Source organism: Methylophilus sp. 'Pure River' (genome assembly GCF_046765995.1).
Classification (GTDB): Bacteria; Pseudomonadota; Gammaproteobacteria; order Burkholderiales; family Methylophilaceae; genus Methylophilus.
Map to the genome: position 1 here is coordinate 39,121 of NZ_JBKOUE010000001.1, position 20,777 is coordinate 59,897.

The following is a 20,777-nucleotide window of genomic DNA, read 5'->3' on the forward strand; positions in this document are numbered from 1 at the left end:
TAACGCATGAACGGTAGCCGGGAAACCCGGCTACCGTTTAGCGCAAGTAGTAAACAAATTTCAGAGAAGTTGTATTTTAAGGAGACCGATATGTTTGGTTATTCGATGGCAGATATAGGCAATATTGTGGTGATGCAGGGCTTTTCGGGCCTGAGCATGTTTACAGTGTTGCTGCTGATGGCTCTGGGTCTCGCGATTATTTTCGGGCAGATGGGGGTGATTAATATGGCGCATGGTGAGTTTATGACCATAGGCGCATACACCACGGTGCTTATTTCCAAAGTGGCTGCTAATTATGGTTTCACGGATTATTACTTCGTGTTCGCCATTGCAATTGCCTTTGTGCTGGCATTTGCGGTTGGTTACTTTATTGAATTCATTATGATCAGGCATCTCTACAAGCGGCCGCTGGATACCTTGCTGGCGACCTGGGGCTTGAGTCTGGTCATGCAACAAATTTTCCGTTCTTCATTTGGCGCCAAAGAAGTCAGTGCCGAACTGCCTGAATGGATGCTGGGTTCGTTCCAGCCAACCCCGGACATTGATATCCCGATTAACGGCGTGTTTGTGATGGTGCTGGCTGCGCTGGTGACCTTTGGTGTCTATATGTTCATGTTCAAGTCACGCTGGGGCCTGCGTGTGCGTGCCACCGTGCAAAACCGCACCATGGCTGGCGCTGTGGGCATTAACACTGCCAAAGTTGACCGTGTGACCTTTGCCTTGGGTTGCGGCATTGCCGGCATCGCCGGTGCGGCATTTACCACCATTGCTTCTACCGGCCCGACCACAGGTACCTTGTACATCGTCGACAGCTTTATGGTGGTGGTGTTTGGTGGTGCAGCCAGCATTGTCGGTACGATTGCTTCTGCCTTCGGTATCGCCCAGGCACAGTCTGTCCTGCAATTCTTTATGACCAGCTCGATGGGCAAGGTCTCTACCTTGCTGGTGATCGTCACCATTCTGATGATGAAACCAGAAGGCTTGTTTGCCTCCAAACTGCGTAAATAACAGATCTGGCGACGTGTGAACCAAGTGCTCACACGTCGCCATAAGTAAATAGACGTATTAATACTTTATATCTGTCGCAATAGAATTAACGCATCAACAGAGGAGAATCTTGATGACATTATGGGAAAAAATAACAGCCAGCCCGATGCTGGGTGGCAAAGAAGGAGTGATCAGCCTGGCTGTACTGGCTGCGGTCATCTTCGTCGTGTTGCCATTAGGGGTGGATATTTTCCGCCTTAACCTGATTGGCAAATACCTGACTTACGCATTCGTCGCCGTGGGCCTGGTGTTGTTGTGGGGGCACGGCGGTATCCTGAGTTTGGGCCAGGGTATTTTCTTTGGCCTCGGTGGTTACGCCATGGCGATGTTCCTCAAACTGGAAGCCTCTGACCCATTGAGCACCAAAATTCAGTCTACGCCAGGGATTCCTGACTTTATGGACTGGAACCAGCTCACGGCATTGCCATGGTTCTGGGAGCCGTTCAAGAGCTTACCGTTTACCATCTTTGCCGTGTTGACTATCCCAGCACTGTTTGCTTACATCATCGGTTACGCCATGTTTAAGCGCCGTGTGGGCGGGGTGTACTTCTCCATCATTACGCAAGCGGTTGCCTTGATCCTGAGTATCCTGATTGTCGGTCAACAAGGTTACACCGGCGGTGTGAACGGCATGACAGACTTGCGCACCATGCTGGGCTGGGACATCCGTACTGACTCTGCCAAATACATCCTGTACTTTGTGAATGGCCTGTTGTTATTTGGCGCGATTTTCCTGTCCAAATATGTGATGAGCAGCAAGTTCGGTATGTTGTTGTTGGCCATGCGTGACAAAGAAGAACGCGTCCGCTTCTCCGGTTATGACGTCTCCAATTTCAAGATCTTTATCTTCTGCCTGGCGGCCATGATGTCTGCCGTCGGTGGTGCCATGTTTACCTTGCAAGTCGGCTTTATGTCACCTTCTTTCGTCGGTATCGTGCCTTCGATTGAAATGGTGATCTTCTGTGCCGTGGGTGGTCGTGCGTCACTGGTGGGCGCGGTATATGGCACCCTGTTGGTCAATTACGGCAAAACAGTGTTCTCTGAAACCTATCCGGAAATGTGGTTGTTCCTGATGGGCGGGCTGTTTATCTCTGTGGTGATGTTCTTCCCAAGCGGCCTGGCTGGTATCTGGGATAAATATGCGACCAAATATGGTTGGTTCAAAGAAAAAGCCAAGCCTGTAAAAAAGCCTGAGGTAAGTACTTCTGAGGGTGAAGCACAAGCAGTACTTACCGAGACAAGCCCTGAAACAATCTTGGCCGCTGACGCTACCGGGGTGGCCGCCAAGAAAGCAACACGCAAGAAAGCAGACGCGACGCCTGCAATCGAAAGCAACAAAATGAGAGGAGCAGAAGCATGAGTAATACAGACTTCGTCTTGGCTGTAGAAGATTTAACCGTCTCCTTCGATGGCTTTAAAGCGGTGGATAGCCTCACCATGTATATCGATAAAAATGAGCTGCGTGTGCTGGTGGGCCCGAATGGTGCTGGCAAGACGACCGTGCTGGACTTGATTTGCGGCAAAACCAAATCGACCTCTGGTTCGATCAAGTTTAATAATACCGAGCTGACCAAGCTGTCCGAGCACGAGATCGTACGCTCCGGGGTGGGTCGTAAATTCCAGAACCCGTCGATTTACGAAAACCTGTCGGTGTACCAAAACCTGGAAGTATCCTATCCAAAAGGCCGTGGTGTGTTTGGTAGCCTCACCTTCAAACGCACTAAAGAGGTTGAGGACCGTGTGCGTAAAGTGGCGGCAGACATCATGCTGACCGAGTTTCTCGATATGGAATCTGCCTTGCTCAGCCATGGCCAGAAACAATGGCTGGAAATCGGCATGTTGTTGATGCAAGAGCCTGAGTTACTCATGCTGGACGAACCGGTGGCGGGCATGAGTGCAAAAGAACGCGACCAGACGGCGGAGTTACTCAACCGTATCTGCCAGAACCGTTCAGTGATCGTGATTGAACACGACATGGAGTTTGTGAAGAAAATTGCGCACAAAGTCACCGTGTTGCACCAGGGCAAGATCCTGGCCGAAGGGCCGATGGAAAAGGTGCAGGCTGACGAAAAAGTCATTGAAGTTTACCTGGGTCATTAATTGAATTAGGCCAATATTAGGAGCACAGCATGTTTGAAATTGAGAATTTGCAGGTGAGTTATGGCCAAAGTCAGGTGATTCATGGCCTGAACTTCAAAGCCAATAAAAACGAAACCCTGGCGATTATGGGTCGCAACGGTATGGGTAAAACCACCTTGTTTAAATCGCTGATGGGCATTTTGCCAAGCAAAGCGACCAAGGCGACTGTTGACGGCGTTGACTTGCAGGGTGCTGCCACGCATGACCGTGTCATGAAAGGCCTGGCCTACGTGCCGCAAGGGCGCTGGATTTTCCCCAATATGACGGTGCAGGAAAATATCGAAACCGGGCTGGAGAAGTCTTCCTCTGGCGAAATTCCGGAGGATATTTTTGCCTTGTTCCCAGTCTTGCATGAAATGCGCAAACGCAAGGGTGGTAACTTGTCCGGCGGGCAACAACAGCAACTGGCCATCGCCCGTGCGCTGGTGACTAACCCTAAGGTGTTGTTACTGGATGAGCCTACCGAGGGTATTCAACCGTCTATTATCAAAGACATTGCCAAAGTGTTGAATGAAATCCGCAAAATGCGTGAAATCACCATCATTGTCTCCGAGCAGGTATTGAGCTTCACCATGGAAGTTGCCGACCGCATTATCGTGATTGATAAAGGCCGCTTTATTCATGAGGATACGCGCGACAATGTCGATGCAGCTAAGGTGAAAAGTTATCTGTCTGTTTAGATTCGGATAGTTTTAGCCACAGAGAGCACAGGGATGACTAAAAATTGGTTTTTCTCTGTGCTCTCTGTGGCAAGTAGTAAAAAACAATAATCTAGATTGTGGCATGATGCCGTTATGGATGATATTAACTCGGCAACGCCTTTGCCTTCCCTGAGCAGGTTTCAACACAAACGCTGGCAGGCGCGACTCGAATTAGGTTTCGCCTTGCGCGAGCAACGATCTTACCTGGCACATCGCCTGCACAACGGGCCGCTGGTGGTTCAAAAATCCCTGCATCCCGAAGGTGACGCCATTTGCCATGCTGTGATTGTGCACCCGCCTGGTGGCGTGGCGGGCGGTGACGCCTTGCATTTACAGGTCAATGTGGAGGAGGGTGCGCAAGCCTTGTTGACGACACCTGGTGCCGGTAAATGGTATAAAGCCAATGGTACATTGGCTACACAGGATTTAAAATTTACGCTGGGAGCGGGTAGCGGGCTGGAGTGGTTGCCGCAGGAGAATATCTTGTTTGACGCGGCTGAAGTGCGCTTTGGTGCCGAGATAGACTTGGCTGCTGATGCCAGATTTGCTGCCTGGGATATTGCCTGCCTGGGCCGTCAGGCGCAGCAAGAGGCCTGGCAAACCGGCGTTTATCAGTTAAAGCAACAGATACGTCGCGATGGCAGGCTGATCTGGAACGAGCGTGCGCATATGCGTGCTGCTGATCTGCTGACGAGTAGCCGTGTCGGTTTAGGTGGCGCGGTGGTCTTTGGTACTTTTTTAGTTTGCGCGGGAGCGGTGCCTGCGGATGTGGTGCAGGCTTGCCGGGCGCTCGCGCCAGCCGGTGCCAAAACCGGTATCACAGCCTTGCCGGAGGTGCTGGCGATCCGCTACGTCGGGCAGGCTTCACAACAGGCCAGGCAATACTTCGAACAATGCTGGCAACTGTTGCGCCCTTGGTATTATGGCCGCGCAGCGACCAGGCCGCGCATTTGGAACACTTAAAACAATCATAATTAAAGAGACTCAGCGATGGAACTCACGCCCAGAGAAAAAGACAAGCTACTGATATTTACTGCCGCCCTCCTGGCTGAACGGCGCAAGGCGCGTGGCTTAAAGCTCAATTATCCTGAATCCATTGCCTATATTTCGGCCGCCATTATGGAAGGTGCGCGTGATGGTAAAACGGTGGCTGAACTCATGAGCTACGGCACCACCTTGCTTACGCGGGATGAGGTGATGGAAGGCGTGCCGGAAATGATTCCGGATATACAGATTGAGGCGACTTTTCCGGATGGGACTAAGCTAGTCACCGTCCACCACCCGATCCCATAGTGATTGAATGATGAAAATGGCGAATTGCGGCGTTGCGCGGTACTCGAAATCCTCATGTACTAGCTGTACATTCCGGTTTCTGCGTTCCGTGCGTCTTGCACTTCATCCATTTTGATCATTCACTGAATATATGGCGCAGTAAAAACAAAATAAAGTCATAGGAGCAAAATTAATGATTCCTGGCGAAATGCAAATAGCTGAAGGCACCATAGAGTTAAATGTCGGCCGCGAAACGGTAACGCTCGATGTGGCAAATACCGGCGATCGCCCGATCCAAGTCGGTTCACATTACCATTTTTATGAAACCAATGATGCCTTGGCGTTTGACCGTGCGCTGGCTTATGGCTGCCGGTTAAATATTGCTGCAGGCACAGCGGTACGCTTTGAGCCGGGGCAAACGCGCACCGTGCAACTGGTGAAATTGGCAGGGGATAGAAAAGTGTATGGTTTTGCTGCACGGGTGATGGGGAGCCTGAAATGACCATTAAGATGGATAAACGTGCTTATGCCGAAATGTTCGGTCCCACCGTGGGCGACAAGGTGCGCCTGGCTGATACCGAGCTGTGGGTAGAAGTGGAGAAAGACTTCACCATTTATGGTGAAGAGGTCAAGTTTGGTGGCGGCAAGGTCATTCGTGATGGTATGGGCCAAGGCCAGGGCCTGGCGGCGGAAGTAGCGGATACGGTGATTACCAATGCTTTGATTATCGACCACTGGGGCATCGTCAAAGCGGATATCGGCATCAAAGGTGGTTATATTTCTGCCATTGGCAAAGCCGGTAATCCGGATATCCAGCCCGGCGTGACGATTGCGATTGGCGCGGGCACTGAAGTGATTGCCGGTGAAGGCATGATTATCACTGCAGGTGGCATTGATACGCATATCCACTTTATTTGTCCGCAACAGATTGAAGAAGCGTTGATGTCTGGCGTCACCACCATGATAGGTGGCGGTACTGGCCCGGCGACGGGAACGTTTGCTACCACCTGTACACCCGGGCCGTGGCATATCCACCGCATGTTGCAATCTGCGGATGCCTTCCCCATGAACTTGGGCTTTTTGGGCAAAGGTAACGCCAGCTTGCCTGAGCCCTTACGCGAGCAGGTGCGTGCAGGCGTCATCGGCCTCAAACTGCACGAAGACTGGGGCACCACGCCAGCGGCGATTGATAATTGCCTGACGGTGGCTGACGAGATGGATATTCAAGTCGCCATTCACTCAGATACCTTGAACGAATCAGGCTTTGTCGAAACCACCATAGGTGCCTTTAAAGGCCGCACCATTCATACCTTTCACACCGAGGGGGCGGGTGGCGGTCATGCGCCGGATATTATCAAGGCGGCCAGCCACCCCAATGTGTTGCCGTCTTCGACCAATCCGACGCGGCCATTTACCGTGAATACGATTGATGAGCATTTGGATATGCTCATGGTTTGCCATCACCTGGACCCAGCGATTGCCGAGGATATTGCGTTTGCCGAGAGCCGTATCCGCCGCGAAACCATTGCCGCTGAAGATATTTTTCATGATCTTGGTGCGTTCTCCATGATGTCGTCAGACTCGCAGGCCATGGGCCGTGTCGGTGAGGTGATTATCCGTACCTGGCAGACAGCCCATAAAATGAAAATCCAGCGTGGTCCGCTGGCAGAAGATAGTCCTGGCAACGATAACTTCCGCATCAAACGCTATATCGCCAAATACACCATTAACCCGGCGCTGACACATGGTATTTCGCATGTAGTGGGTTCCGTGGAAGTTGGTAAATTGGCTGATTTAGTCGTCTGGAAACCCGCATTCTTTGGCGTGAAACCATTTACCATTATCAAAGGTGGCATGATTGCCGCAGCGGCCATGGGCGACCCGAATGCGTCTATCCCGACACCGCAGCCGGTGCATTACCGCCCCATGTTTGGCGCCTATGGTGGTGGTCTGAAAACCGCAGTGACCTTTATTTCACAAGCCGGGCTGGATAATCCTGAAGTGCATGCACTAGGCCTGCAAAAGCCACTCATTGCGGTCAAAGGCACACGTGGTGTGAAGAAGTCGGACATGGTGCATAACACCTGGATGCCCAAAATTGAGGTTGATCCGGAAACCTATGAAGTGTTGGCGGATGGCATGCCTTTAGTGTGCGAACCAGCTGAAGTGCTGCCGATGGCGCAACGTTATTTCCTGTTTTAATCATGATTCATTTAACCGAACGTATCACTGTCAGTGGCCATATCGACGATCAATTAGAGTTACCTTTTGATCAACGCCAGAAAAGCCGTTTGAGGGTGACATTGGCGTCTGGCAACGAGGCCGCCTTGTTTTTAACGCGTGGCATTATCCTGCGTGGCGGCGATTTGCTCCGCTCTGAAGATGGGGTGGTCATCCAGGTTGTGGCTGCACAAGAGCCTGTGTATAACGTGATTGCGCCCACACCACGTGACCTCATGTGTGCGGCTTACCATTTAGGCAATCGCCATGTGCCCTTGCAGATTGGCGATGGCTGGTTGCGGCTGGAGCAGGATTATGTGCTCAGGGATATGTTGCTGGGCTTAGGCATGCAGGTGAGCGAGGTGCGGGCCCCGTTTGAACCGGAAGCCGGCGCTTATGGTGGCGGGCACAGACACGGTGATGAGGCTGCGCATTCACTGCGGCCACGGGGTCATGGCCATGGCTGATGCATTGGCACTCAGCCGCCTGTTGCAACTGGCCAGCCCTTTATTGCCGGTGGGCGCCTATTGCTACTCGCAGGGCCTGGAGTGGGCGATTGAGTCGGGCGAAGTCACGGACGTGGCGACTGCACAAGCCTGGATAGGCGACAGCTTACAGGTCTACCAGGCGCGTTTTGAGTTACCAGTGTTATACCGCTTGTATCAGGCCTGGCAGGCGCAAGATATGCAACAGGTGCAGGTCTGGGACAGTTTTTACCAGGCGGGTAGAGACACCGCCGAAGGCTGGGCAGAGACGCGGCAGATGGGCTATTCTTTGCGGCGGTTGTTGAATGACTTAAAGCCAATGTCAGCTGAACTAGTTGCACAGGTCAACACACTGGAAACGCCTGCCTTCCCGACTTTATATGCCGCGATCGCCCAGCATTGGCAGATTGCCCCGGCGCAGATGATGCAGGGGTATGCCTGGGGCTGGTTGGAAAACCAGGCCAGTGCCGCCATGAAAGCCGTGCCATTGGGGCAAGTTGCTGGCCAGACCATTTTGCTTGCCTTGGGTGAGCAGTTGCCACCAGTGATACAAGCTGCCATGCAGCTGCCGGATGATGAAATGAGTAACTTTAATCCTTTGCTCAGCATCGCCGGATGCCAACACGAAACACAATATAGTAGGTTATTCAGATCATGAAAATACATACCCAGTTTGACACGCCCACCCCCGCCGTCACTGATTACAAAGAACCTTTGCGCGTCGGTATCGGCGGCCCTGTTGGCTCTGGTAAAACCGCCTTAACCCTGGCGCTGTGCCAGCGCTTGCGCGAGGTGTATAACATTGCTGTTGTCACCAATGATATTTATACCAAGGAAGACGCTGAGTTTTTGACGCGTAACGAAGCCCTGGTGCCTGAGCGCATTATTGGCGTCGAAACCGGTGGTTGCCCGCATACGGCGATCCGCGAAGATGCTTCCATGAACCTGGAGGCCGTAGACCAGTTAAGCAAGCGCTTCCAGACGCTGGATATCGTGTTTGTCGAAAGCGGTGGCGACAATCTGGCGGCAACCTTCAGCCCGGAATTGTCAGACCTGACCATCTACGTCATCGACGTGGCAGCCGGTGAAAAAATCCCGCGCAAAGGCGGCCCCGGCATTACCAAGTCTGACCTGCTGGTGATTAACAAGATTGACCTGGCGCCCATGGTGGGCGCTTCGCTCGAAGTCATGGATCAGGATGCCAAACGCATGCGTGGCGAAAAGCCATTTGTGTTCAGCAACCTCAAAAGCGGCCAGGGCTTGGAAGAGATTGTGAGATTTATAGAAAAACAAGGGCTGATGTTATAGCGAGACGGCTACCTCTATGAGGCTATGCGCATGGATCACTTAATTCTGTTGGAGAAGGTTGAATGAAAAAAAGTATTGTTTGGGGTATCGCAGCTAGCCTGGTGTCTGGTGCCGCTTGGGCGCATCCAGGGCATGGACTGACAGCAGGTTTTGCAGCTGGTTTTCTGCACCCGCTGACCGGTTGGGATCATTTGCTGGTGATGTTGTCATTGGGCATCTGGGCGGCGCGGCGCCCGCAGGGGCAGGGCTGGCAGTTGCCCGTATTGTTTGTGGTGGCGATGACCGTCGCTGCATTGATGGCCATGTCATGGATGTCTGTATCCTTGGCCGAGCTACTCGTGGCGGCCAGCCTGATGGTGATGGGAGGGTTGCTGATGACTGAGGTGAGTCTGTCACGCGGTGTACAGTTGGCCGGGGTGACGGTGATTGCGGCGGCGCATGGCTATCTGCACGGCCTGGAGCTGGGGAGTCAATGGACTGCACTACTTGGCATGGTGCTGGCGACAGTTGCATTACATGGCCTGGGCTGGTGGCTGGGCAAACAGCAGCAAGCATGGTCGATGCCAGCGTCTAAGGTGCTGGGTGGGGTGATGCTGGTATTCGGCGCAAGCTTGCTCTGGGCTTAGCCGCGGATAGGCGTACGTTAACGCCTGCACGAGGCGACAAAAGTAAAATGCGGATAAGTTTGTTATCCGCATTTTTTATTTGTGGCATGCTTTAGCTATGCTACGTCAATTAACGTAGTGATTGATTTCATCTCACGCTCTAGCATAAGCTGGGGCGCTTATTTTCCTCTTACGGTCCCGTCTTTTTAAGGATTGTTGATTGTCTAACCCTTCCGAGCTATCACAGGCACCGCATGCCGAGCCGATACAGCGTATCGTCAAGATTCGTCGCGACTATAACAATTGGGTCGCCAACGAAACCATAGAAGATTACGCGCTGCGCTATACCCCACGGGCTTTCCGTAAGTGGTCGATTTTGCGTGTCTCGAATACGGCGCTGGGGGCGATTTCTTTCCTGGTGCTGGAGGCGATTGGGGGCACGATTACCATCAATTATGGGTTCCCCAATGCCTTGTGGGCGATTCTGGCCGTCGGCCTGATTATCTTTTTGACCGGTTTGCCCATCAGCTACTACGCCGCCAAATATGGCCTGGATATGGACTTGCTGACGCGTGGCGCGGGCTTTGGCTATATCGGTTCGACCATTTCCTCGTTTATTTACGCTTCATTCACCTTTATCCTGTTTTCGCTCGAAGCGGCGATTATGGGCTATGCGCTGGAGTTGTATTTTCATTTGCCGCTCTATCTCGGCTACCTGGTCAGTGCGCTGATTGTCATTCCGCTGGTCACGCATGGTGTGACCTTGATTAGCCGTATCCAGATGATTACGCAGCCGATCTGGATCGCGCTGATGTTCCTACCGTTTTTTGCGATTATCCAGATGGATCCGGATGTATTGCATCGCTTGAGTACCTTTGCTGGTGTGTCTACCGATGGTGGTCATTTTAACTGGGTCATGTTTGGCACGGCGACGGCGGTGGGTGTGGCACTGATTCCACAGATCGGCGAGCAGGTCGACTTTTTGCGCTTTATGCCCATGCGTAACAAGGAGAATTACTGGCGCTGGAACCTGGGTGTGCTGATGGCCGGGCCGGGCTGGGTGATTCTGGGTATGCTCAAAATGCTGGCGGGTGCCTTGCTGGCTTACCTGGTATTTAACCGCGATATGCCATTGAGCTCAGCGGTCAACCCTACGCATATGTACTGGGTCGGTTTTGAGCACGTATTCAGTAACCACCAAGTGGCACTGGCGGTGACGGCGCTGTTTGTCTGTGTGTCGCAAATCAAGGTCAATATGACCAATGCCTACGCAGGCTCGCTGGCCTGGTCTAATTTTTTCGCCCGCCTCACACATAGCCATCCGGGACGTATTGTGTGGGTGGCGTTCAACGTCATGATTGCTATTGTGCTGATGGAGCTCAATGTATTCCAGGCGCTGGAAGAAATCCTGGGTTTGTACGCCAATATCGCCATTGCCTGGATTGCCGCGGTGGTGGCCGACCTGGTGATCAATAAGCCACTGGGTTTAAGCCCCAAAGGCATTGAGTTCCGCCGTGCTTATTTATACGACATCAATCCGGTGGGTGTAGGCGCCATGTTTATTGCCTCGGCAATTTCAATTGCGGCCTATACCGGCATCATGGGCGTGCTGGCGCAATCATTTTCGACGTTTATTTCGCTGTTTACGGCCTTGCTCATGTCGCCGCTGATCGCCTGGTATACCAAAGGGAAGTATTACCTGGCCAGGCAGCGCCCCACTTATTTGCAGCCGTCTACCACCAAGCAATGCGTGATTTGTGAGCGCGAGTATGAGGTGAACGACATGGCGCATTGCCCCGCTTATGGCGGTGCAATCTGCTCCTTGTGCTGCTGCCTGGATGCGCGTTGCCATGACGCCTGCAAACCGCAGGCGCGGCTGAGTGCGCAGTGGGAAGCGCTGAACAGAAAGTTTTTGCCACAGCGCTTGTGGCCACATCTCAATGGCGGGGTGGCGCATTTCTTATTGCTCATGCTGATCGCGATGATTTTGTTTGGCGCCACGATCGGCCTGATTTACCTGCATGATGCCCTGACTGTTGGCCGTGAGTATCCCGGGCTGATGCAGCATTTCCGTTCTGGTTATTTAAAGGTGTTTGTCGCTTTGCTGTTTTTGGGCGGGATTGTGGCCTGGTGGCTGGTACTGACTTCGGCCAGCCGACGGGTGGCACAAGAAGAGTCTAACCGGCAAACCGGCCTGTTGCTGGAAGAAATTGAGTCACACAAAAAAACCGATACGCAGTTGCAAAAAGCACGCCGTCTGGCTGAAGAGGCGAACCAGGCCAAGAGCCGCTACATCACCGGCATCAGCCATGAGTTACGTACACCGCTCAACAGTATCCTGGGTTATGCGCAACTGCTGACCAATGACGACAGCATCCCTGAGCACCGCAAACAGGCGATTAAAACCATCAGCCGTGGCGGCGAACACTTGCTGTCATTGATTGAAAGCACGCTGGATATCGCGCGGATTGAAAGCGGCAAAATGACCTTTGACGTCAAGCCGCTGCATTTCCCGGAATTTATCAGCCAGATGGTGAGCATGTTTGAAATCCAGGCGCAAAACAAAGGCCTGGCATTTTATTTTGAGCAGTCCGGCAACTTGCCGGAGTATGTGCGTGCTGACCACAAGCGACTCATGCAGATTCTGGTCAATATCCTGGGTAATGCGGTCAAGTTTACCACCAAGGGTAGCGTGACCTTCCGTGTCAGTTACGCGCGGGAAATTGCCCAAATTGATATTGAGGATACTGGTCCCGGTATTGCACCAAATGAGGTAGAGAAGATTTTTGAGCCGTTTGAGCGTGGCAGTGCGGCCGATGTCGTCGGGATTGGTGGCACTGGTTTAGGCTTAACTATCAGCAAGCTGTTGACGCAACTCATGGGCGGCGAAATGCAGTTTGACAGCGTGCTGGGACGTGGCACGCGTTTTGAGATTCGCCTATTTTTGCCGCAGATTCGCGAAACGGCACATTTATCGAAAAAAGCCGTGCGGCAGCGTATTGGTTACGAAGGGCCGATCAAGACTGTGCTGGTGGTGGATAATGAAGAGGTCGACCGTGAGTTATTGCGTGATGCCTTGCAGCCGCTGGGCTTTATTGTGCATGAAGCAGGTAACGGCCAGGCTTGCGTGAACCAGTACCAGATGGTGCATGCGGACTTGATCCTGATGGATTTGGCCATGCCGGTGATGGATGGCTGGGAGGCGGCTTATATCATCCGCCAGGTGCATCAATCCAAACTGCCGATAGCGATTATCTCTGCCAATGCCTACGACCGCAGCCTGGACAACCAGGCCAAGATTCCGGCACAAGACTTTTTTGTCAAACCGGTTAACCTGGACGAGGTGCTGGACTGGATAGGCAATCAGCTCGGCCTGACCTGGCGTTATGTAGATAGCGCTGCAGCTCAGTCGGCGCTTGCCCTGGAGTCAGCTGAGCCTGCGAGTGATGTTGACCCTATCCCGGCGATCTTGCTGGAAAATATGGCACAGTTCGCCCGTATGGGGTACGTCAAAGGGGTACGCGAAGTATTAGCCACCCTGAACAGAGAGCATGCACAACATCAAACATTTATTAACGCCTTGCAGCAGTCCATGGAACGCTTTGATTTTGCTAAACTGCAACGCTTGATTGAGGAGTACACCAAAAATGACCAGCCATAGCCATACCGTGTTAATTGTGGATGATGTGCCAGAAAACCTGGCCTATCTGCATGATGCACTGGATGAGTCCGGCTACCAGGTCTATGTGGCCAACTCCGGTGAGATGGCGTTGCAAGTGGCGCATCTGATGCAGCCGCATGTGATCTTAATGGATGCCATGATGCCCGGTCTGGACGGTTTTGCTACTTGCCGACGCATTAAGGCTGCGGCAGAAACCCAGCATATCCCGGTGATTTTTATGACCGGCCTGACTGAGATTGAACATGTCACCATGGCGTTTGATGCCGGTGGTGTGGACTATGTGACCAAGCCAGTGCGCCCGGCAGAAGTGCTGGCACGCCTGAAAGCCCATGTGCAGAATGCCACCAAAATGCACCAGGCCACTTCTGCACTGGATGCCTTTGGCCAGGCCACGATTGCGATTTTGCCTACGGATAAACGCCTGGTATGGCAAACGCCGCTGGCCAAGCAATACCTGGAACAGTATTTTGCCGAGTGGGCAGCCAGAGAATCCTATAGCGCCGTGCAAACTTTGCCGCCCATGATTTACCAGTGGTTGGAAAGCTCCATCCAGCAATTCTCTAGCGGACAGTCCATGCAAACACTCAGTGTGAATCAGGGCAATGCGCGTCTGAGCCTGACGGTGGCCAATACCAGTGAGGAGCAATGGGTGGTGGTGTTGCGTGAGCATTCAGACGAAGCACAAATTGAGTCGCTGGGTAAGTTGTTCCAACTGACCAAGCGCGAGTCAGAAGTATTGTATTGGACGGTCAAAGGCAAAACCAACAAGGATGTGGGCGAGATTCTGGGCACCAGTCCGCGTACCATTAACAAACACCTGGAGCATGTGTTCCAGAAGCTGGGTGTAGAAACCAGGACGGCTGCTGCCTCACTAGTGGCTTCAAAAATCAAGTTCTAGACGAATCAACTTCACCACTAAAAGGAATCTCCATGGACCTACAACTGGCAGGCAAGAAAGCGCTCATTTCAGGGTCAACGGCGGGTATCGGCCTGGCAATTGCCACGCAACTGGCGCAGGAAGGCGCGCAGGTGATTATCAACGGCCGCTCGCAGGCTTCGGTGACACAGGTCGTCGATGCATTGACCCGGCAAACGGGTGGCCAAATACGGGGCTTTGCCGGGGATTTGAGTCAGGCAGCCGTGGCACAAGCCCTGTTTGAGGCGCATGCGGAAGTGGATATTCTGGTAAACAATCTTGGCATTTTTGAGCCTAAGGCGTTTGAGGACATTCCTGACGAAGACTGGCTACGCTTCTTTGAGGTCAATGTATTGAGTGGTGTGCGCCTGTCCAGGTTGTATCTGCCCTATATGAAACAGCAGGACTGGGGCCGGATTGTATTTATTTCCAGTGAGAGCGGTGTGCAGATTCCGCCGGAAATGATTCACTACGGCATGACCAAGTCGGCGCAGATCGCTGTGGCGCGCGGCCTAGCAGAGTCGCTGGCGGGTACACAAATTACGGTCAACAGCATTTTGCCCGGCCCCACCCGTTCCAGAGGTGTGGGTGACTTTGTGGAGGCGATGGCGCAAGCGGAGCAGAAGTCAGTAGAAAGTTTCGAAAAGGAATTCTTTGCGCAGGTGCGGCCAACTTCGCTGATTAAACGCTTTGCAACCACCGAAGAGGTGGCCAGCCTGGTGACTTATATCGCCAGCCCTTTATCTTCGGCCACCAATGGCGCGGCCTTGCGGGTGGATGGCGGCGTGATAAAAAGCGCTTTTTAAAGAGAAACGGCCTGTCAGGGCGATCAATCCCCGACAGGCCGGTATCTGCTGTTGAGAGAGGAAAACACCAGATACCTAAAAGTGGTAAACAACGCCTACCGTCGTCACGTTGGAATCAAAAGATTTACTGCCACCGCCATTAACATCGACCTCGGCGCGATAGTGATCCCAGCCCACGCGCATCGAAATCGCTTTGTCAAAATGGTACTCCGCACCCAGGCCATAGGTGGCACCCATGTGTGTCGCATCGTCATAAGCACTGATGCCTGACACTTTGCTGCTGGTGGCGGCAACGCCTAATTTTCCATACACATCAAAAGCATCGTTGAGGGGCAATATGCCGACGGCAGTCAAGCTGAGTGCATCTGCCTTGACGCTGCCATGCACATTGTCGGTGACTTTGCCGATGCCGGTATATTGGCCTTCGACAGCAAAATACGGGTTGAATTGATAGCCAGCGACCACCCCGGCCACCGCCTGGCTGTCTTTGTCTACACCATTCGGTGTTTTTAAATTGGGCATGCCCATCCCCAGATTCGCGCTGGCATAAAAGCCTTCTGCGCTGGCACAGAAAGGTGTCGCTAAGGTCAGGCTGCTGATTAAAAATAAGAGGGCGTGTTTACGCATCATGATGACTCCAATGGATATTGATCAATTTTATTTAAGTTTGGCCTGTGCCAGTTTCAGGCCTTCTTCGATATCCTGTCTGCGGCCAGCATCTGCATCTTCTCGGCCAGGGCGGGCAGGTGCCTGCAAGGCTTTTTGGTAATACGTCACGGCCTGGCTGTAATCGCCCTGGGCGCGTAGGTAGTCTGCGTAGAAATAGTTACTGTCTATGCCTGCCGGATTAAGTTGCAGGGCTTTTTCCAGATATTCACGGCCTTTTTTCTTGTCGCCAAAACCAATCGGCCAGCCTGGTACGCGAAAGTACAATGACCCAAGTGTGGTGTAGGCGGAACCATTGAGTGCCTGTGGATTGGTTTTGATGCTGGCGAGTAATAAGTCGCGTGCCTGCTCGGCGGCTTTCAGGGCATTGACCGGATGTAAAGGCCCCATGCTTTTGGCGTAACCACTGAGGACGATGGCTTCCCAGATCTGCGCTTCGTTCGCTTCAGGGTTTTTCGCCGTTAGCTGGTGCGCCTGTTCAGTCAGGGTTTTAAACGCTGCTTCTTGCTGGTCTTTGCTGGTTTGGTAGGTGGCTTTTGCCCAGGCATGTTGCAGGCTGGCAAGTTCGTTATCCAGGGCTTCATCAGCAAAAGCGGCGCGCGTCAGCAAGGCCAGGCAGGTGTATATGATTAAACGTTTCACAATGGCTCCCAGTTCAAATAAGTTCTTTTTTGCAATAAGAGTGCCAGTCTGCATGGTGTGTGTGGGATGGAATATTGTTTAAATAAATCATAGGCTTGCGCTTGATTTTTTGTAGCACTGAAGGGTGCTGGGGTTGAGGGGCGAGATGAACCCTGCTTTTTTTGCACAGTCTCAGCAGGTGACTCTGCAAAAAATGCATGCTATGGTCAGCGTGATAGCAGATAAAAATAATCCATCAAGAAATCGTGAGTCATCATGCACGCTAATACACAAGTTCTTTCGTTTGAGGCGCTGTCGCAGCGCTATGGTGACCGTTATAAATGGATGGTGCTGATTATTATCGGCGTCGGCACCATCGCAGGGGTGTTGTGTACCTCCAGCTTTAATGTGGCAGTGCCCGCGCTGACACATACCTTTCACCTGGGGCAAGACCACGTACAGTGGGCGATGACGGCATTTCTGGCGGCCATGACCATAGGCATGCTGCCTGCGGCCTGGTGGCTGGAGCGTTTCGGTCTGCGTCGCGTATTTATCACTACGTTGTGGCTGCTGATTGCTGCCAGCGTCGGTGGTTTTTATGCGCACTCATTTGTAGAGGTTGTGATTGCGCGCTTGCTGCAAGGCCTGGCGGCGGGGGTGTTACAGCCGTTGGGGGTGATGGCGCTGATGCGATTATTTCCGCCCAATATCCAGGGCCGTGCTTCGGGTATTTTGATTGTGGGCATTGCCTTTACGCCCGCGATTGCGCCATCTATCAGCGGCTGGCTGCTCGACCAGTTTGGCTGGCATGCCATTTTTCTGCTTGGCGTGCCGTTTGCGTTGATTGCACTATTGTGTGCCTGGCGCTGGCTGCCAGCGCCGCGCAATAATCCCATCAAGCCGTTTGACTGGCCAGGCCTGGGCTGGCTGTCGGCCGCCACCATCGGCCTGGTCGAATTTGTCTCCAGTTTGCACCATAGCGGGCTGGCATCCACCTGGACCTGGGGGCAGGCAACGCTGACTGTGGTGTCCATGATCTGCTACCTGCGTCATGCCCATCAATTGCCGCACGCCATTATCCAATTGCATTTGTTTAACCGGCCGACGTTTAGCCGGGGCACCTTGGTGGCATTTGCTTATGGCTTTGGCTTGTATGCGTCGACTTACCTGATTCCAGTCTTTCTGCAAAACGCCATGGCTTATTCAGCCACAGATGCGGGTTTGTTATTGCTGCCTTCCGGATTGGCCCTAGTGCTGACGATTCCGTTTGCCGGACGCATGGCAGACCGTTTCTCGCCTAAGCGCATCACGCTGGCTGGTCTAATGGTGTTCGGTGCTTCGTTCCTGGTATTCGCGATGGCGGCCAGGCAGGTGCAGTACTGGGATATTGTGGCCGCAACAGTGGTTGGCCGCATTGGCCTGGGCCTGATCTTACCTGCACTCAATCTGGCGACCTTGCATGAAATGGAGCCGCATCAGTTAGGCCAGTCTTCTGTCGTGGTGAGTTACGCCAGGCAGTTGGGCGGCGTGGTCGGTGTGACCATGATGGCGGTGTTTATGGAGTGGCGCGAACGTGTGTTTGGCATGGTGACGCCAGGGATTTTTGAAGCCTATGCACAAGGCTTTTTGCTGTTATCGGCGGTGTTTGCGCTGGCAATCATAGCAGCACTAGGAATGAAGGACGCAAAACGCGAATAGTGAAAAAATGGCTGTGATCTTGCAATCACAGCCAGTCTTGAAGAGATTACTTCTCTACAAACGCTTTTTCAATCACGTAGTCACCCAGTTCACCAATGCGTGGTGAAACCTTGAAGCCGCGTTTATCCAGCATCGCCGCTGTATCCACCAACATGGCTGGGCTACCGCAAATCATGGCGCGGTCTGTTTCTGGGTTCAATGGCGGCAAGCCAATATCTTCGAACAGTTTGCCACTTTCCACCAGGTCAGTCAGGCGGCCCTGGTTTCTGAACGGCTCACGCGTCACGGTTGGGTAGTAAATCAGTTTGTTACGCACTTCTTCACCAAAGAATTCGTTATTTGGTAAATCTTTAGTGATGAACTCTTCGTAGGCCAGCTCGTTGACGTAGCGTACGCCGTGAATCAGGATGACTTTTTCAAAACGGTCATACACTTCGATGTCCTGGATCAGGCTCATAAATGGGGCCAAGCCGGTACCAGTCGAGAAGAAGTACAGATTCTTACCTGGTTTCAAGTCATGTGTGACCAAGGTGCCGGTCGGCTTGCGGCTGACCAGCAATGGGTCGCCCACTTTCAAGTGTTGCAGGCGTGAAGTCAGCGGGCCGTTAGGCACTTTAATGCTGAAAAACTCCAGATGCTCTTCATAGTTTGGGCTGGCGATACTGTAAGCGCGGGTCAAAGGTAGACCGTCAACTTCCATACCAATCATCACAAACTGGCCATTTTCAAAACGCAGACCTGGGTCGCGAGTGGCCTTAAAGCTGAATAAGGTGTCGTTCCAGTGATGAACGCTCAAAATCGTTTCGGTGGAATATTTTTTATTACTCATGTCTTATCTTTTACTCGCGACTAGGCAAAGGGGTTGAATTTAAAGGGTTAATTATAGCGCAGCTGTCAATTGTGGCACGGCTTCAAACAAATCAGCCACCAGACCATAGTCTGCAATCTTGAAAATCTGCGCTTCCGGGTCCTGGTTAATGGCCACAACGACCTTGCTATCTTTCATGCCGTAAGCATGCTGGATGGCACCGGAAATACCAACAGCGATATATAGCTCAGGCGCAACCACCACGCCAGTCTGGCCCACTTGCAGGTCGTTAGGCGCATAGCCTGCGTCTACCGCAGCACGGCTGGCGCCAATCGCGGCATGCAGTTTGTCTGCCAATGGCGCAATGACTTGAGCAAATGCATCAGCACTGCCCAGTGCGCGGCCACCGGAAACCACCACTTTAGCGGCGGTCAGTGCTGGACGCTCGGATTTGTTAAACGCCTCGGCTACCCAGCGGCTGCCTTGTGGGGCTGCTGGCACAGTGATCGTTTTCACTTCGGCAGTCGCACCCACAGCAGCGGCTGCAAATTTGCTGCCGCGTACCGTTAATACTTGTGTCGCATCGCTGCTCTGCACGGTGGCCAGTACGTTACCTGCGTAAATGCCACGCACATAAGTATTGGCATTCACAATTTCCAACACATCTGACAGCATGTTGACGTCCAATAGGGCGGCTACACGTGGCAACACGTTTTTGCTGAAAGCGCTGTGCGCGGCCAGCACGACATTGTAATTGGTAGCCAGTGGCACAATAATGTCAGCCAGGTGTTCTGCGGTAGGGTGGTGCAATGCTGCGTCGCTGGCGACCAATACGCTGCTCACACCTTGCAAGGCAGCGGCTTGTGCAGCCAATGCATCTGGCTGTGCGGCGGCAATCAGCACGTCAACCGGTTGTTGCCATTGTTGGGCAGCCGTCACGGCACGCGCGACCTGCTCATTCAAATGCTGGCCGTTGTGTTCGGCAATAATCAGTGTTCTCATGCAATGATCCCTTCGTGCGCACGCAGTTTGCTCAATAACTCATTCACGTCTTTCACCATGATGCCGGCAGGGCGCTCTGGCGGTGCAGCCACTTTGAGCTGTTGCACATTGTGCGTGAGGGAGACGTTCAGGGAATCCAGTGGCACATTTTCCAGGGGTTTCTTTCTGGCCATCATCAGGTTAGGCAGTTTGACGTAGCGTGGTTCGTTCAAGCGCAGGTCAGCAGTAATCACGGCGGGCAGGCTAACGGCCAATGTTTCTGTGCCGCCATCAATTTCGCGGACGACGGTGGCCTGGTTGCCTTCAATCGTGATTTGCGAAGCGTAGGTCGCCTGAGGCAGTTTCAGTAGCGCTGCCAGCATTTGGCCGGTTTGGCCTGCATCATCGTCAATCGCCTGTTTGCCCAGCAAGATCAACTGTGGTTGCTCGCGCTCAACCACGGCTTTTAATACCTTGGCGACGCCTAATGAGTGCAAAGTGTCTGACGTTTCAATCAACATGGCACGGTCAGCGCCCATGGCCAAGGCATGGCGCAGGATGTCCTGGTTGGCAGCGCCACCAATGGTTACGGCAACAATTTCAGTCACAATGCCTTTTTCCTTGAGGCGGATCGCCTCTTCAATCGCGTTTTCATCAAACGGATTGACGCCCATTTTGACGCCATCAATATCCACATTTGAGCCATCCGCTTTGACGCGGACTTGGATGTTATAATCAACGACCCGTTTGATCGCTACCAGTGCTTTCATAAAACGTTTGCCTTTGTTGGGGTTTTACTCGTAACCGAGCATTTTAAGCTAG

21 protein-coding genes are annotated in these 20,777 nt (G+C 52.8%); 16 read left to right on the forward strand and 5 right to left on the reverse strand.

The genetic code is table 11. The features are described from left to right. The first annotated feature begins 90 nt into the window (after positions 1–90). The 15 genes from urtB (at position 91) to ACIDE9_RS00265 (ending at position 15,181) form a co-directional block, all read left to right on the forward strand. Positions 91–1,008: an urea ABC transporter permease subunit UrtB gene (urtB, locus tag ACIDE9_RS00195; RefSeq protein WP_194753019.1), complete on the forward strand. Its 918-nt coding sequence runs from the start codon at positions 91–93 to the stop codon at positions 1,006–1,008. 112 nt (positions 1,009–1,120) lie between these two features. Then, positions 1,121–2,407: an urea ABC transporter permease subunit UrtC gene (gene urtC, locus ACIDE9_RS00200; protein WP_411991873.1), complete on the forward strand. Its 1,287-nt coding sequence runs from the start codon at positions 1,121–1,123 to the stop codon at positions 2,405–2,407. Further along, entirely contained in the window at positions 2,404–3,147 is a 744-nt protein-coding gene (urtD, locus tag ACIDE9_RS00205) for an urea ABC transporter ATP-binding protein UrtD (RefSeq protein ID WP_194753021.1), read from the forward strand. Before urtC ends, urtD begins: the two co-directional genes overlap by 4 nt. 29 nt (positions 3,148–3,176) lie before the next feature. Continuing rightward, a complete protein-coding gene (gene urtE / locus ACIDE9_RS00210; RefSeq protein WP_024929619.1) occupies positions 3,177–3,866 on the forward strand; it encodes an urea ABC transporter ATP-binding subunit UrtE in 690 nt (229 codons plus the stop codon). A gap of 114 nt (positions 3,867–3,980) precedes the next feature. Next, on the forward strand, positions 3,981–4,850 hold the full coding sequence (locus tag ACIDE9_RS00215) for an urease accessory protein UreD (protein WP_411991876.1): 870 nt from the start codon (positions 3,981–3,983) through the stop codon (positions 4,848–4,850). A gap of 27 nt (positions 4,851–4,877) precedes the next feature. After that, entirely contained in the window at positions 4,878–5,180 is a 303-nt protein-coding gene (gene ureA / locus ACIDE9_RS00220) for an urease subunit gamma (RefSeq protein ID WP_194753023.1), read from the forward strand. Positions 5,181–5,352: 172 nt separating this feature from the next. Next, entirely contained in the window at positions 5,353–5,661 is a 309-nt protein-coding gene (locus tag ACIDE9_RS00225) for an urease subunit beta (RefSeq protein WP_194753024.1), read from the forward strand. Next, complete coding sequence (gene ureC / locus ACIDE9_RS00230; protein WP_411991878.1) at positions 5,658–7,361, forward strand: urease subunit alpha; 1,704 nt, start codon at positions 5,658–5,660, stop codon at positions 7,359–7,361. Before ACIDE9_RS00225 ends, ureC begins: the two co-directional genes overlap by 4 nt. Positions 7,362–7,363: 2 nt before the next feature. Then, positions 7,364–7,846, forward strand: a complete 483-nt coding sequence (gene ureE, locus ACIDE9_RS00235) for an urease accessory protein UreE (protein ID WP_411991880.1) — start codon at positions 7,364–7,366, stop codon at positions 7,844–7,846. Then, entirely contained in the window at positions 7,839–8,522 is a 684-nt protein-coding gene (locus tag ACIDE9_RS00240; RefSeq protein WP_411991882.1) for an urease accessory protein UreF, read from the forward strand. The genes ureE and ACIDE9_RS00240 overlap by 8 nt, the downstream gene beginning before the upstream one ends. Beyond that, positions 8,519–9,172 carry an urease accessory protein UreG gene (gene ureG / locus ACIDE9_RS00245; protein WP_194753026.1) on the forward strand — a complete coding sequence of 218 codons (654 nt, stop codon included), beginning with the start codon at positions 8,519–8,521 and terminating at the stop codon, positions 9,170–9,172. Before ACIDE9_RS00240 ends, ureG begins: the two co-directional genes overlap by 4 nt. Positions 9,173–9,234: 62 nt before the next feature. Beyond that, positions 9,235–9,798 carry a HupE/UreJ family protein gene (locus ACIDE9_RS00250; RefSeq protein ID WP_411991884.1) on the forward strand — a complete coding sequence of 188 codons (564 nt, stop codon included), beginning with the start codon at positions 9,235–9,237 and terminating at the stop codon, positions 9,796–9,798. A 199-nt stretch (positions 9,799–9,997) separates the two neighbouring features. Next, positions 9,998–13,438 (forward strand): ATP-binding protein, encoded by a 3,441-nt coding sequence (locus ACIDE9_RS00255; RefSeq protein ID WP_411991886.1) that lies wholly within the window; start codon positions 9,998–10,000, stop codon positions 13,436–13,438. Beyond that, entirely contained in the window at positions 13,425–14,357 is a 933-nt protein-coding gene (locus tag ACIDE9_RS00260) for a response regulator (RefSeq protein ID WP_411991888.1), read from the forward strand. The genes ACIDE9_RS00255 and ACIDE9_RS00260 overlap by 14 nt, the downstream gene beginning before the upstream one ends. A 32-nt stretch (positions 14,358–14,389) precedes the next feature. Then, on the forward strand, positions 14,390–15,181 hold the full coding sequence (locus ACIDE9_RS00265) for an SDR family NAD(P)-dependent oxidoreductase (RefSeq protein ID WP_411991890.1): 792 nt from the start codon (positions 14,390–14,392) through the stop codon (positions 15,179–15,181). A 75-nt stretch (positions 15,182–15,256) separates the two neighbouring features. Here the strand turns inward: ACIDE9_RS00265 and ACIDE9_RS00270 are convergent, their stop codons facing one another. Both ACIDE9_RS00270 and ACIDE9_RS00275 read right to left on the reverse strand, forming a co-directional pair. Next, complete coding sequence (locus ACIDE9_RS00270; RefSeq protein WP_411991892.1) at positions 15,257–15,811, reverse strand: outer membrane protein; 555 nt, start codon at positions 15,809–15,811, stop codon at positions 15,257–15,259. Positions 15,812–15,838: 27 nt separating this feature from the next. Further along, positions 15,839–16,489 carry a hypothetical protein gene (locus ACIDE9_RS00275; protein WP_411991894.1) on the reverse strand — a complete coding sequence of 217 codons (651 nt, stop codon included), beginning with the start codon at positions 16,487–16,489 and terminating at the stop codon, positions 15,839–15,841. Between the two features lie 255 nt (positions 16,490–16,744). Here ACIDE9_RS00275 and ACIDE9_RS00280 point away from each other — a divergent pair, with 255 nt between their 5' ends. Continuing rightward, a complete protein-coding gene (locus ACIDE9_RS00280) occupies positions 16,745–18,166 on the forward strand; it encodes a DHA2 family efflux MFS transporter permease subunit (RefSeq protein ID WP_411991896.1) in 1,422 nt (473 codons plus the stop codon). Positions 18,167–18,212: 46 nt separating this feature from the next. Here ACIDE9_RS00280 and ACIDE9_RS00285 read toward each other — a convergent pair whose 3' ends face one another. Genes ACIDE9_RS00285 through ACIDE9_RS00295 form a run of 3 tightly spaced genes read right to left on the reverse strand, consistent with a single transcriptional unit; the run spans position 18,213 to position 20,725 of the window. Then, positions 18,213–18,995 (reverse strand): ferredoxin--NADP reductase, encoded by a 783-nt coding sequence (locus ACIDE9_RS00285; RefSeq protein WP_019881630.1) that lies wholly within the window; start codon positions 18,993–18,995, stop codon positions 18,213–18,215. A 51-nt stretch (positions 18,996–19,046) separates the two neighbouring features. Beyond that, positions 19,047–19,976 carry an FAD-binding protein gene (locus ACIDE9_RS00290; RefSeq protein ID WP_411991899.1) on the reverse strand — a complete coding sequence of 310 codons (930 nt, stop codon included), beginning with the start codon at positions 19,974–19,976 and terminating at the stop codon, positions 19,047–19,049. Further along, positions 19,973–20,725: an electron transfer flavoprotein subunit beta/FixA family protein gene (locus ACIDE9_RS00295; protein ID WP_411991901.1), complete on the reverse strand. Its 753-nt coding sequence runs from the start codon at positions 20,723–20,725 to the stop codon at positions 19,973–19,975. Before ACIDE9_RS00295 ends, ACIDE9_RS00290 begins: the two co-directional genes overlap by 4 nt. Positions 20,726–20,777 lie beyond the last annotated feature (52 nt).